Annotated in this window: 13 protein-coding genes; 7 read left to right on the top strand and 6 right to left on the bottom strand. The window is 69.1% G+C overall.

All coding sequences use genetic code 11. The features are described 5' to 3' along the window. Positions 1-10 precede the first annotated feature (10 nt). Positions 11-820 carry an isoprenyl transferase gene (locus IE660_RS11120; RefSeq protein WP_203568433.1) on the bottom strand — a complete coding sequence of 270 codons (810 nt, stop codon included), beginning with the start codon at positions 818-820 and terminating at the stop codon, positions 11-13. 67 nt (positions 821-887) lie between these two features. Here IE660_RS11120 and trhA point away from each other — a divergent pair, with 67 nt between their 5' ends. The 4 genes from trhA to IE660_RS11100 all read left to right on the top strand — a co-directional run bounded on the left by trhA (position 888) and on the right by IE660_RS11100 (position 4,768). After that, positions 888-1,619 carry a PAQR family membrane homeostasis protein TrhA gene (gene trhA, locus IE660_RS11115; protein ID WP_407929017.1) on the top strand — a complete coding sequence of 244 codons (732 nt, stop codon included), beginning with the start codon at positions 888-890 and terminating at the stop codon, positions 1,617-1,619. Between the two features lie 277 nt (positions 1,620-1,896). Beyond that, positions 1,897-3,210 (top strand): PhoH family protein, encoded by a 1,314-nt coding sequence (locus tag IE660_RS11110; RefSeq protein ID WP_203568578.1) that lies wholly within the window; start codon positions 1,897-1,899, stop codon positions 3,208-3,210. Between the two features lie 124 nt (positions 3,211-3,334). Beyond that, positions 3,335-4,402 (top strand): glycoside hydrolase family 130 protein, encoded by a 1,068-nt coding sequence (locus IE660_RS11105; RefSeq protein WP_235997744.1) that lies wholly within the window; start codon positions 3,335-3,337, stop codon positions 4,400-4,402. Positions 4,403-4,414: 12 nt separating this feature from the next. After that, positions 4,415-4,768: a metallopeptidase family protein gene (locus tag IE660_RS11100; protein WP_203568431.1), complete on the top strand. Its 354-nt coding sequence runs from the start codon at positions 4,415-4,417 to the stop codon at positions 4,766-4,768. A gap of 21 nt (positions 4,769-4,789) precedes the next feature. Here IE660_RS11100 and IE660_RS11095 read toward each other — a convergent pair whose 3' ends face one another. Then, complete coding sequence (locus IE660_RS11095; RefSeq protein WP_235997979.1) at positions 4,790-5,458, bottom strand: spermidine synthase; 669 nt, start codon at positions 5,456-5,458, stop codon at positions 4,790-4,792. Between the two features lie 117 nt (positions 5,459-5,575). Here IE660_RS11095 and IE660_RS11090 point away from each other — a divergent pair, with 117 nt between their 5' ends. Next, positions 5,576-6,124 carry a DUF4245 domain-containing protein gene (locus tag IE660_RS11090; protein WP_203568429.1) on the top strand — a complete coding sequence of 183 codons (549 nt, stop codon included), beginning with the start codon at positions 5,576-5,578 and terminating at the stop codon, positions 6,122-6,124. 2 nt (positions 6,125-6,126) lie between these two features. Here the strand turns inward: IE660_RS11090 and IE660_RS11085 are convergent, their stop codons facing one another. Both IE660_RS11085 and xseA read right to left on the bottom strand, forming a co-directional pair. After that, positions 6,127-6,345 carry an exodeoxyribonuclease VII small subunit gene (locus tag IE660_RS11085; RefSeq protein ID WP_203568428.1) on the bottom strand — a complete coding sequence of 73 codons (219 nt, stop codon included), beginning with the start codon at positions 6,343-6,345 and terminating at the stop codon, positions 6,127-6,129. Further along, on the bottom strand, positions 6,345-7,583 hold the full coding sequence (gene xseA, locus IE660_RS11080) for an exodeoxyribonuclease VII large subunit (RefSeq protein ID WP_203568427.1): 1,239 nt from the start codon (positions 7,581-7,583) through the stop codon (positions 6,345-6,347). Before xseA ends, IE660_RS11085 begins: the two co-directional genes overlap by 1 nt. A 243-nt stretch (positions 7,584-7,826) precedes the next feature. Between xseA and IE660_RS11075 the strand changes: the two genes are divergently transcribed. Continuing rightward, positions 7,827-8,795, top strand: a complete 969-nt coding sequence (locus IE660_RS11075; RefSeq protein WP_203568426.1) for a 4-hydroxy-3-methylbut-2-enyl diphosphate reductase — start codon at positions 7,827-7,829, stop codon at positions 8,793-8,795. An 18-nt stretch (positions 8,796-8,813) separates the two neighbouring features. Here the strand turns inward: IE660_RS11075 and ilvA are convergent, their stop codons facing one another. Both ilvA and rmuC read right to left on the bottom strand, forming a co-directional pair. Continuing rightward, positions 8,814-10,091 carry a threonine ammonia-lyase IlvA gene (gene ilvA / locus IE660_RS11070; protein ID WP_203568425.1) on the bottom strand — a complete coding sequence of 426 codons (1,278 nt, stop codon included), beginning with the start codon at positions 10,089-10,091 and terminating at the stop codon, positions 8,814-8,816. Positions 10,092-10,107: 16 nt separating this feature from the next. Continuing rightward, a complete protein-coding gene (rmuC, locus tag IE660_RS11065; RefSeq protein ID WP_203568424.1) occupies positions 10,108-11,652 on the bottom strand; it encodes a DNA recombination protein RmuC in 1,545 nt (514 codons plus the stop codon). 75 nt (positions 11,653-11,727) lie between these two features. Between rmuC and IE660_RS11060 the strand changes: the two genes are divergently transcribed. After that, positions 11,728-12,996 (top strand): M18 family aminopeptidase, encoded by a 1,269-nt coding sequence (locus IE660_RS11060; RefSeq protein ID WP_203568423.1) that lies wholly within the window; start codon positions 11,728-11,730, stop codon positions 12,994-12,996. Positions 12,997-13,005: the final 9 nt, after the last annotated feature.

Raw genomic sequence — 13,005 nt, 5'->3', positions numbered from 1 at the left:
GGGTCGGTGCTCAGCGCCCGTAGCGGCGCTCACGGGCGGCGTAGGAGCGCAGCGCCCGGATGAAGTCGACCTTGCGGAAGTCGGGCCACAGCGCCTCGCAGAAGTAGAACTCGCTGTGCGCGCTCTGCCACATCAGGAAGCCCGACATCCGCTGCTCACCGCTGGTGCGGATGATCAGGTCGGGATCGGGCTGGCCCTTGGTGTAGAGGTGGCCCGAGATCTGGTCGATCTCGAGGGTCTCGGCCAGGTGCTCCAGGGTGTTGCCCTTGGCCGACTCGTCGGCCAGCAGCGAGCGCACCGCGTCACGCAGTTCGTGGCGTCCGCCGTAACCGACGGCGATGTTGATGTGCATGCCGGCTCGTCCGGCGGTGGCGGCCTCGGCCTCACGCAGGTGGTCGGCGAAGTCGTCGGGCAGCAGCGAGGGATCACCCACCGCCTTGACCCGCCAGTCGGGGTGGCGTACCAGCCGGTCGACCAGTTCACGGATCGCGACCAGGATCGGGCCCACCTCGTCCTCGCCGGAACGCTTGAAGTTGTCGGTCGACAGCACCCACAGCGTCACCACCTGGATGCCGACCTCGTCGCACCAGTCGCAGAACTCGGCGATCTTCTCCCCCCCGGCGCGGTAGCCGGTGAGCAGCGGTTGGTGGGGGGCGTTGAGCTTGGCCCAGCGCCGGTTGCCGTCGGCCTGCACCGCGACGTGGCGGGGGAGGCGGTCGGGATCGAGTTCGGCCAGCAGCCGTGCCTCGTAGGTGCTGTAGAGCAGGTTCGAGGGATGCAGGCGGTCGACGACCTCCTTGAACCGCTCCCAGCGAGACATGCCGCACAGCCTATCCATCGGGGTGGGGATCTTGGTCTGCCGAGAAACCTACGGTAGCGTAGGTTTCGTGAGTGCAGCACCCCACGACCAGCGTCCAGCCCGGACGACCCGTCGTCCCTCGCTGCCCGACCCGAGCCAGATTCCCGAGGCCGTCGAGCGTGCCGTCGAGGCGGTCAAGCCCAAGCTGCGCGGCTGGCTGCACACCGTGATGGCCCCGATCACCCTGTTCGGTGGGCTCACCCTGCTGGTGATCACTCCGACGCTCGGTGGACGAGCCGCCGCCGCGGTCTACCTGCTCGCCTCGCTGGCCCTGTTCGGCCACAGCGCCCTGTACCACCGCGGCCACTGGACCGACCGGGTCGGGGCAGTGTTCCGCCGGGTCGACCACGCCAACATCTTCGTGTTCATCGCCGGCACCTACACCCCGCTCACGGTGCAACTGCTCGAGGGACGATCACGGGTCGTGCTGCTCACCCTGATCTGGTCGGCGGCGCTGCTGGGCGTGGCGTTCCGGGTGCTGTGGCTGGGTGCCCCGCGCTGGCTCTACACGCTGCTCTACGTCGCCATGGGCTGGGCGGCCGTGGGCTGGATGGGGCAGTTCTGGACGGCTGGTGGCCCCCTGGTGGTCGCCCTGATCGTGGCCGGGGGACTGGTCTACACCGTCGGTGCGCTGGTCTATGCCCGCAAGCGTCCCGACCCGTGGCCGACCTGGTTCGGCTTCCACGAGATCTTCCACAGCTGCACCGTGGTCGCGGCCGCCTGTCACTTCACCGCGATCGTCCTCGCCACCGTGCGCTGACCTGCCTGGCCCACCCACTGGTGGGTGAAGTGTGGGTGAATCCTCGGCGTGGCGCACTCGGCTGCGCACCGGCTCGTCCTAGCGTCACTGGCAGGGAGCGCTGCACGCCAGGCCCCATGGCCACCTTCCCCGGGTAGCTCCCGCCACGCAGGAATGACGCACCGCACGGCCAGGTGTGGATCCCTCCGCACCGGCGGCGAGGGAAGGATCATCCGTGCTCGACAGCGCTCACCCCCATCTGGACGAGGCCACCACCGCTGGCGACCAGCAGACTGGGGTGGCCCGCCACACCGAGTCGGCGACACAGCTGACCAGCTACGTGATCGACACCTCGGTGTTGCTCAGCGACCCGAAGGCCCTGCTGCGGTTCGCCGAGCACGAGATCATCCTGCCCGTGGTGGTGATCACCGAACTCGAGGCCAAACGCCACCATCCAGAACTGGGCTACTTCGCGCGTAGCGCCCTGCGTCTGCTCGACGACCTGCGCGTGGAGCACGGACGACTCGACATTCCGGTCCAGGTCACCGACCAGGGCGGCATGTTGCACATCGAGCTCAACCACACCGATCCTGAGCGGCTGCCGCTGGGCTTCCGGCTGGCCGACAACGACACCCGGATCCTGGCGGTGGCGCTGAACTACCAGGCTGAGGGACGCCACGTCGTGGTGGTCAGCAAGGACCTGCCGATGCGGGTCAAGGCTTCGTCGGTCGGCCTGCTCGCCCAGGAGTACCGGGCCGAACTGGCCGTCGACTCCGGCTGGACCGGAATGGCCGAACTCGACGTCACCGACGACGTGATTGACGACCTCTACAAGGAACAGACCGCGATCGTCGAGGCCGCCGACGACCTGCCCGTGCACACCGGCCTGGTGCTGCACGCTCCCGGTGGTTCGGCGTTGGCCCGCAAGCTCAGCAACGGCGACGTGAGGCTGGTGAAGTCCGATCGGGAGGCGTTCGGGCTGCACGGACGATCGGCCGAGCAGCGGGTGGCGCTGGAACTGCTGATGGACCCCTCGATCGGGATCGTGTCGCTGGGCGGACGAGCCGGCACCGGCAAGTCGGCCCTGGCGCTGTGCGCGGGTCTGGAGCAGGTGCTGGAGCGCCGACTCTTCAGCAAGGTGATGGTGTTCCGGCCGCTGTTCGCGGTCGGCGGGCAGGATCTGGGCTACCTGCCGGGCGGCGAGAACGAGAAGATGGCGCCCTGGGGGCAGGCGGTGTTCGACACCCTGTCGGCCCACGCCAACAAGTACGTGGTCGACGAGATCATGGAGCAGAACATGCTCGAGGTGCTGCCGCTGACCCACATTCGTGGACGCTCGCTGCACGACGCGTTCGTGATCGTCGACGAGGCCCAGTCGCTGGAGCGCAACGTACTGCTGACGGTGCTCAGTCGGATCGGGCAGAACTCGCGCGTGGTGCTCACCCACGACATCGCCCAGCGAGACAACCTGCGGGTCGGGCGCCATGACGGTGTCGCGGCGGTGGTCGAGCGGCTCAAGGGCAACCCGCTGTTCGCCCACGTGACCCTGACCCGCTCGGAGCGCTCGCCGATCGCCGCGCTGGTCACCGAGATGCTGGAGGACGCGATCTGAGTCGTCACCCTGATTTGGTCGACGTGGGCTGGTCTCGGTCGGGGTCGCGGGTCGTGTCGGGGTGGTGGTTGACTTGTGCTCCACCCCCTGACCCCCACCGTTCACGACCCCTCGAAGAGGATCCATGTCGCAGTCTGCCGACTTCCCCTACCGCCTCGTCCGCACCGGCGTGGTGATGCGTCCCGACCGGGACGACACGTTCGAGGTCGAGGGGGTGCTCAACCCGGCTTCGGCCACCGCCCCCGACGGCACCCCGCTGCTGTACCCGCGGATCGTGTCGAAGGGCAACTACTCGAGGATCGGCCTGGCCGAGGTCGAGATCACCGACGGTGTACCGACCGGCGTGCAGCGCAAAGGAGTGTTGTTGGCGCCCGATCGCGGCTGGGAGCACGGCACCCACCACGGTGGCGTCGAGGATCCCCGGGTGACCCGGATCGAGGCGCTCGGGCAGTACGTGATGGCCTATGTCGCCTACGGCCCGTACGGCCCGAAGGCGGCGCTGGCGGTGTCGTCCGACGCGGTCGAGTGGCGCCGGCTCGGCCCGGTGCAGTTCGCCTACGACGACGCGCTCGACACCGACATGAACCTGTTCCCCAACAAGGACCTGGCCTTCTTCCCCGAGGCGGTGACCGGGCCTGACGGCACGCCGTGCCTGGGCTTCATGCACCGCCCGATGTGGGACCTGTCGATGGCCGTCGGTGACCAGACCCCGCCGCTGCCCACCGGGGTCGACGACGAGCGCGAGGCGATCTGGTTGTCGTACGTGCGCCTCGCCGACGCCCAGGCCGACCTCAACGCCCTGTGCCGCCCGTGGGGACACCGCGAGATCGTCTCGTGCGAGTACGAGTGGGAGTCGCTCAAGATCGGTGGTGGCACGCCCCCGATCCGGGTGGACGAGGGCTGGCTCACCTTCTACCACGGGGTGTCGGGTTCGATGAGCAAGAACCCGTTCGAGCCACAGAAGGAGGTCCGCTACGTCGCCGGCGGACTGATCCTCGACGCCGACGACCCGAGCGTGGTCGTTGCCCGAAGCGCCGAACCGCTGCTGGTGCCCGAGACCGAGGACGAGCGGGTCGGTGTGGTCGGCAACGTCGTCTTCCCCACCGGCGTGCTCGAGGTCGACGGCGTCACCTGGGTGTTCTACGGCATGGCCGACCAGGCCATCGGCGTGGCCCGGGTCGAGCGGGTCTGAAGGACCGCAGGCGTGCCGGTCGAGATCAGTGACGACGAGTTCGACGCCTGCGTCGAGGACGCCCTCGACCAGGTGCCGGACGAACTGCTCGACCTGGTCGACAACTGCGTGGTGCTGGTCGAGGACGAGCCCCCACCTGACGACCCCGGCCTGCTCGGGTTGTACGAGGGCGTGCCGCTGACCGAGCGTGACAGCCACTACGCCGGGGTGCTTCCCGACCGGATCTTCATCTACCGCGGACCCTTGACCCGGATGTGTGAGGACCGTGACGACCTGGTCGACGAGATCACCATCACCGTCGTCCACGAGATCGCTCACCACTTCGGCATCGAGGACGAGCGGCTGCACGAACTGGGCTGGGGCTGAGGCTCGTTCAGTCGGGCCAGCTCAACCCGGCCAGCGCAGCCAGTGGATGGCCTGGTCGAGCACTCGTCCCTCACGCTCGATCCTGACCTCCTCGATGCCGCTTCGGCCGGGCAGTTCGGTGAGGGCTTGGGCGAGCGGTTCACTGCGGTGCTGGCACCACAGCGCCAACAGACCATCAGGTGCGAGCTGGGAAGCCGCTCGCTGCAGCATGGTGTGGCCGTAGAGGCCGGCATTGTGCTGGTGGATGAGGAAGTCCGGGCCGTTGTCGACGTCGAGCAGGATCGCGTCCCACGGACGCTCAGTGGTCCCGCTCAGGGCGTCGGCGATGTCGGCGTGCACGAGGTCGACCCGGGATGAGGTCGCGACCCGCGCGAGGTCAGGGGTGAGGCTCTGTCGCGCCCAACCGATCAGCGCCGACGACAGTTCCACCACCTCGAGCCAGGCCCCGGGGCACCGGTCGAGCAGTCGTCCGGCAGTGATGCCGAGGCCGAGCCCGCCGACCAGGACGCGTTCCGAACCGGGATCGACCAGATCTGCGAGTGCCATCTCGGAGGTGGGGTCCACCGAGTCCATCGCGAAGGCGCCGTTGACGATGAGCTCGTGGACGATCAGGTTGTCCGCTTCGCGTCGGCGCAGGCAGATCTCGAAGCCATCGGTGTCGTCGCGACCCAGCTCGACGACCTGCTCCATGCCCACCACGGACCCATCGTAGGCAGCGCGCCCAACCGTCCCAGATCTCCTGGGCTGGCGATCTCTGGGCGAGGCTCGGATTCGTCCAGCCGCCACCGGTGCGGGCAGAATGCACGGGTGGCCGGCTACAACCCTCGTGCGAGCGCACGCGACATGCTGCTCTCGATGGCGGTGCTGTTGGTGCCGATCCTGCTGATCTCGTGGTTCTTCACCCGTGAACCGGACGAGCCTCCGCTGGAGAACCTCGACTGGAAGGCGGCGGTGGCCACCGCACGCGCCGAGGCCGACTTCCCGGTGATGGCGCCGACCGAGGTGCCGGCGAGTTGGCGCGCCACCTCGACCTACTGGCACAAGCCCGGCCAACAGGTCGGGGACCGGTCGCTCGCCGGTCACGAGTGGTCACTGGGACTGCTGGACGACAACCAGCAGCACCTGTCGCTGAAGCAGAGCGACGCCCCGGCTGCCGCATGGCTGCGAGCTGTGATGCGTGACGGGCGCGAGGACGGCACGGTGAGGGTCAAAGACCACACGTGGACGAAGTGGGTCTCGGCCGACGGCCGCACCCACTACCTGAGTCGTGCCGTGGGGGATTCGACGGTGCTGCTGGCCGCAGATCACGACGCCGAGGCGCTGGTCACCTTCGCCGGCATGCTCAGCGAGGGCTGAGCTCAGTCGCTGTCGGGCGAGGCGGCCTGCGACTGGGCGCGAGCGGCGTCGACCTTGGCCTTGGCGCCGTCGAGCCACTGCTGGCAGATCGCCGCGAGTTGCTCACCGCGCTGCCACAGCTCCATCGACTCGGCGAGCGGAACCCCGCCGGACTCGAGCTTCTGCACCACCTCGACGAGCTCGGCGCGGGCCTGCTCGTAGCTGATGTCGGGATCGGTCATCAGTGTCCTTCCTGGGTCAGTTCGGGGTGGGCCTCGACCTCTCGTACCTCGAGCACCACCGTGCCGTCGGCGAGGTAGGCCATCAGGTCGTCGCCCTCGTCCACCTGTGCGACCGAAGTGACGCCGTCCCCACCACCGTCGACGAGGATCGCGTACCCGCGCTCGAGGGTGGCCTTGGGTGACATCGTCCGCACCCGGGTGAGGGCATGCTGCAGGCCGGTCTGCTCCTGGACGAGGTGGCGCTCGATCGCCCGGTCGAGCCGGTCGCGCAGAAGCGCGATTCGCTCGTGATGAACGGCGAAGCTGGCCGTGGGATCGCGCAGCACCGGGCGGGTCCGCAGCTGGTCGAGGTCGTCCTGACGGCGGACCAGGCCCGCGACCACGGCCCGTCGCAGCCGGTTGACGGCGACGTCGACCCGCTCACGCTCCTCGGCGGCGTCAGGCACCACCCGCTTGGCGGCGTCAGTCGGGGTGATCGCGGCCACGTCGGCGACCAGGTCGAGCACGGGGGAGTCGCTCTGGTGGCCGATCGCACTGACCACCGGGGTGCGACAGGCAGCCACGGCGCGGACCAGCCCCTCGTCCGAGAAGGGAAGCAGGTCTTCGAGTGAGCCGCCGCCCCGGGCGATGACGATCACCTCGATGCGCGGGTCGGCGTCCAGCCGGCGGAGTTGCTCGATCACCTGAGCAGCAGCCTCGGGGCCCTGGACGACGGTGTGGGCGAGTTCAATGTTGACTCCGGGCCAGCGCGAGCGGCAGGTGGTCACCACGTCCTTCTCGGCTGCGGAGTTGGCGCCGGTGACCAGGCCGATCGCGCGGGGCAGGAACGGCAGCCGCTTCTTGCGATGGGCATCGAACAGGCCCTCGGCCTGCAGCTTGCGCTTGAGTTGCTCGATCTGGGCGAGCAGGCGTCCCTCGCCGACGATACGCAGTTCGCGGCACTCGAACGAGAAGCTGGCGTTGTTGGGCCACAGCACCGGCTTGACCCAGGCGGCCACCTGGGTGCCATCGGCGATCGGGCCGGCCTGCTCGAGCACCAGGCGGGTGCAGGTGGCGCGAGCGGTGTCGCCGCTGCGCCGGTCACGCAGGGTGAGGAACTGGGTGGCGGTCGGGCGCCGATTGAGTTCGGTCACCTCGGCCTCGACCCAGACCCAGCCGCAGCGCTCGATCCAGCCCTTGACCGCGGCGATGACCCGCCCCAACGGTTGGGGCTGGTCGGCAGAACTCTGCATGGCCATAGGCTCCACCGTAGTGGCCGCTACTGACGCTGACCGATGTGGCAGTGCGCCCGATGTGGTGTGTGGGGTCGACGTGGCTAGTGGGACGCGCACGATCGGGGGATGGCACCCACGCCGTTGTAGACCGGTGCCGCCCCGTGCCCGTCCGGCCCGTGGCAACGCCTGGTCGGGTGGAAGCGTCCCGCAGGGAGGCCGGCAGCGCGGTTTCGTCCCGCTCGGGGGCGGCGACCTAGACTGGTCGGCATGTCTGAGACCAGCAAGCGCGTCGTCGTGGCTGCCCCCCGTGGGTACTGCGCGGGCGTCGACCGTGCCGTGATCACCGTCGAGAAGGCCCTCGGCCTGTACGGGGCCCCGGTGTACGTGCGCAAGCAGATCGTCCACAACAAGCACGTGGTCGAGAGACTCGAGCAGCGTGGCGCGATCTTCGTCGAGGAACTCGACGAGGTGCCGCTGGGTGCCACAGTGGTGTTCAGCGCCCATGGGGTGTCGCCGGCGGTGCACGCCGAGGCGTCCGAGCGTGGTCTGAAGGCCATTGACGCCACCTGCCCGCTGGTCACCAAGGTGCACCACGAGGCCAAGCGCTTCGCCAAGCAGGACGTCGAGATCCTGCTGATCGGCCATGCCGGTCACGAGGAGGTCGAGGGCACCACCGGTGAGGCTCCCGAGCACATCACCCTCGTCCAGTCACCTGACGACGTCGCCGACGTCGAGGTCAAGGACCCCGAGAAGGTGGCGTGGCTGTCGCAGACCACCCTCAGCGTGGACGAGACCCTCGAGACCGTGCGCAAGCTGCGCGAGAAGTACCCGCTGCTGATGGACCCGCCCAGCGACGACATCTGCTACGCCACCTCGAACCGGCAGGCCGCGATCAAGCAGATCGCCGGCCACTCCGACCTGGTGATCGTGGTCGGGTCGTCCAACTCGTCGAACTCGGTGCGCTTGGTCGAGGTCGCACTCGAGGCGGGCGCCAAGGCCGCCTACCGTGTCGACAACGCCTCCGAGGTGATGGACGAGTGGCTCGAGGGCGTCGAGAGCGTCGGGGTGACCTCGGGTGCCTCGGTGCCGGACGAACTCGTCGAGGGTGTGCTCGCTCACCTGGAGTCGAAGGGCTTCCCGCCTGCGGTGGAGGAGCGGCTGACCGAGGAGAGCCTGGTCTTCGCGCTGCCGCCCGAGCTCCGCAAGGACCTGCCGAAGAACGCCCTGCGCCACTGAGCGGAGCGGAACAGCCTGCTACACGAGGAAGCGGTGCATCGGTGAGTCGGGGGCGACCACCTCGAACTGCACCGGCCCCTCGCTGAGCCTGCGCAGCAGCGCGGGGTAACTGAACGGGTCGCCCAGTTCGATGCCGACCAGGGCAGGCCCGAGTTCGCGGTTCGACCGCTTCACGTACTCGAAGTGGGTGATGTCGTCGTCAGGGCCGAGCACCTCGTCCAGGAAACGGCGGAGCGCCCCGGGTTCCTGCGGGAACTGCACCAAGAAGTAGTGCTTGCGGCCCTCGTGCACCAGTGAGCGTTCGACGATCTCGGCATAGCGGGAGACGTCGTTGTTGCCACCGGACAGGATCGCCACCACGATCGCACCCGGGGGCAGTTGCAGGTGCTCGTCGAGGGAGTGGGTGGGCAGGACGGAGGAGGCGAGTGCCCCGGCCGGCTCGGCGATCACCCCGTCGACCTGGTAGAGGTCGAGCATCTCCGAGCAGATCTGGCCCTCGGGCACCGTGAGCATCTCGACGTCGGCCTGACGTACCAGCGGGAAGGTGACCTCGCCGGTACGACGCACAGCTGCTCCGTCGACGAAGGTGTCGATGTCGCGCAGGGTGACCGGGCCACCCACCAGCAGCGCCTCACTCATCGATGCCGCCCCGGCGGGTTCGACCCCGATGATGCGGGTCTGCGGGTGGTGGGTGCGCAGCCAGGCCGCGCAACCGGCGAGCATGCCGCCGCCCCCGACCGGGACGATCAGCACGTCGGGGGCTCGTCCCAACTGTTCGACGATCTCGATGGCGACGGTGCCCTGGCCCGCGGCGGTGCGCAGGTCGTCGAAGGCGGGCACCATCGTGGCGTCGCTGCTCTCGGCAGCGCGAGCAGCCTCTGCTGCGGCCTCGTCGTAGGTCTCGCCCCCGACGATCAGCTCGATCCGGCCTTGGCCGAGGTCGCGCATCCGGTCGCGCTTCTGGCGCGGGGTGGTGCTGGGGATGTAGATCCGGCCCTCGATGCCCAGTCGTGCACAACTCCAGGCCACGCCCTGGCCGTGGTTGCCCGCCGAGGCACAGATCACGCCGGCAGCACGTTCGTCCGCGCTGAGTTGGCTGATCAGGTTGTAGGCACCGCGCAGCTTGTACGAGCGCACCGGCTGCAGGTCCTCGCGCTTGAGGTGCACCGAGGTGCCGGTGGCCTCCGACAACCGCAGGCTGAGCTGCAGCGGGGTCTTCGAGGCCACGCCGCAGAGGGTCTCGCGGGCACGCTCGACCAGGACGGAGAGTTCGGACAGGGTCGTCACGCCCACCATTGTGGACCCCAACCGCTCAGGTGGCGTTGCGGCGCCGCCTGTCGTCGAGCAGTGCGGGCTGGGACTGGTCGACCAACTCCTCGGTGCTGGGCTCACCCCGGGTCAGCTCCAACTGCTCGCTGCGTCGCTCCCGGCCGACCAGCATCTCGACCTCCTGGGCGTGCTCGACCAGCTCGGGGGCGGTCAGCTGTCGCACCGACTCCTGGCTCGGGCTGACCTCGGCGAGCTCGGCCTCGGTGACCTTCAGGTCGCGGAACCGGCGGGCTGACACCAGCACGCGACCCTCGAGCGAGCCGACGGTGGAGTTGTAGGACTTCACTGCCGAGGTGAGGGCGCGGCCCACCTTGTCGAAGTCGGAGCCCATCTTGCCCAGCCGCTCGTACAGTTCTCGGCCGAGAGTGAAGACCTGGGCGGCCGACTCGGCGAGAGCAGCCTGCTTCCAGGCGTAGGCGGCCGTGCGCAAGGTGGCGATCAGGGTGGTGGGCGTCGCGATGATGATGTCTCGCTTGGCGGCGTAGTCGTACAGGTCGGCATGCTGCTCGAGCGCTGCGGCGAGGAACGACTCGTTCGGCAGGAACATGATCACGAACTCAGGGCTGGTGGCCTCGAGCTTCCAGTACTGCTTGGCCGACAACTGGTCGATGTGGGTGCGCACATTCTTGCCGAACTGGGCGAGGAACTGGTCGCGTTCGCGGTCGTCCTCGGTGCCGTGGGCGTCGAGGAACGCCGACAGGGGCACCTTGGAGTCGACGTAGAGGAACTTGCCGTCAGCCAGGTTCACCCGCATGTCGGGACGCAGGGTGCGCTCGTCGGTCTGGGCGGTCAGCTGCAAGTCGAAGTCGCAACGGTCGACCATGCCGGCGATCTCGGCGACGCGCTTGAGCTGGATCTCACCCCAGGCCCCGCGAACCTGGGGCTTGCGCAGCGCGGTGACCAGTGACTGGGTCTCGCGGCGCAGGTTCTCGCCGGTGAACTGCACGTTCTTCACCTGCTGGCGCAGTTCGGCGGCGATCTCGACGCGCTCCTTCTCGACCTCGGTGAGCCGTTCGTTGAACAGCCGCAGGCTCTCCTGCACGGGGGCCATGAGCTGCTCGGTGGCCTTGAGTCGGGCCTCGGCCGAGGCGTCGGCGCGCTTGCCCTGGGCCTCGAGCGACTCAGCCGACAACGCCTTGAACTGTGTGACGAGGCTCTCGCGGTCAGCGGCCAGTTCTTCGGCGCGCAGGACGGCGGCTTCACGCTCGGCCACGGCCTTGGCGACCTCAGCCTGCACGCGGGCCGCCTCGGCCAGGGCGAGGGCCGCCTCCCCTCGAGCGTGGGCGGCGTCCTCGCGCGCTTCTGCGACCAGCGACTGCGCCTCGGCGTCACGCTGGCGCACCCCCGCGAGTTCGGCCCGAGCACGTTCGGTCTCGCCGCGGGCGCGTTCGGCTTCGCCGCGAGCCTCGGCGATGGCGGTCTGGGCGTGGGCGCCCTCGGTGGACTGCCGGCTGCGTGCGAGCACCCATCCGACGCCACCGCCGACCAGCAGTCCGAACAGCAGGGCCATCACCGTCAGGAGTTCCATGCCTCCACTCTCGCAACAGGGTCTGACAATTCCGGGCAGGCCACTCCGTGGGGCGGGGACTGGTTGGATGGAGCCATGTTCGCCGACGCCCGTACCCACATCGACGACTTCGCCGAGTTCATCACGTCCTCGCCCAGCAGCTACCACGCCGCCGCCGAGGTGGCGCAGCGGCTCGATGCCGCAGGCTTCACCCGGATGGACGAGCGCCGCCCCTGGGATCGCTGCCGCGGTGGGCAGTACGTGGTTCGCGACGGAGCGGTGATCGCCTGGCTGGTGCCCGACGTGGTCGACGACACCACCGGGTTCAGGATCGTCGGCTCGCACACCGACTCACCCGGCTTCAAGCTCAAGCCGCTGCCCGACTCGTCCACCGTCGGCTGGCACCAGGTCGGCATGGAGGTCTACGGCGGTCCGCTGCTGAACTCCTGGCTCGACCGTGAGTTCGGACTCGCCGGCCGGCTGGTCACCCGCGACGGCGAGCAGAGGCTCGTCCAGACCGGGCCGCTGCTGCGGATCGCCCAGGTCGCCCCGCACCTCGACCGCAGCGTCAACGACAACCTGCACCTGGACAAGCAGCAGCACCTGCTTCCGTTGTGGGCGGTCGGTGAGCGGCCGCAGTCGATCCTCGACCTGCTGTGCGAGATCGCCGGCATCGAGCCCAGCGACCTCGGCTTCCACGACGTGATGGCCTTCACCACCCAGCAGCCGGCCCGCTTCGGCCACGGCGAGCGACTGTTCGCCGCGCCGCGGATGGACAACCAGTCATCGGTGCACGCCAGTCTGACCGCGCTGACCGACGTCACCCTCGGTGACGACATCGCCGTGCTGGCCGCCTTCGACCACGAGGAGGTCGGCTCTTCCACCCGAAGCGGCGCCTGCGGGCCGTTCCTCGAGGACGTGCTGGCCAGGATCGCCGCCAGCCGCGACCTGACCGGCGACCGATTCCGCGCGATGATCGCCCGCTCCAGCTGCATCTCGGCCGACGCCGGGCACGCGGTGCACCCCAACTACGTGCACCTGCACGACCCGGACACCCGTCCGCTGGTCAACAACGGGCCGCTGCTCAAGATCAACGGCAACCAGCGTTACGCCACCGACGCGGTCGGCGGGGCGTTGTGGGTGCGAGCCTGCGAGGCGGCCGAGGTGCCGACCCAGCCGTTCGTGTCGAACAATGCCGTGCCGTGCGGGTCGACGATCGGTCCGCTGACCGCGACCCGGCTGGGCATCACCACCGTCGACGTCGGCATCCCCCTGTTGAGCATGCACTCGGCGCGCGAGATGTGTGGGGTGGACGACCCGTGGTTCCTGTCGCGGGCACTGGAGGCCTACTGGCAGGGAGCCTGAGCCCCCGTC

It is taken from the genome of Aestuariimicrobium ganziense (assembly GCF_015352975.1).
GTDB classification, from domain to species: domain Bacteria; phylum Actinomycetota; class Actinomycetes; order Propionibacteriales; family Propionibacteriaceae; genus Aestuariimicrobium; species Aestuariimicrobium ganziense.
Note: the sequence above shows the minus strand (reverse complement) of the source record. Positions and strands in the feature narration are given on the sequence as shown.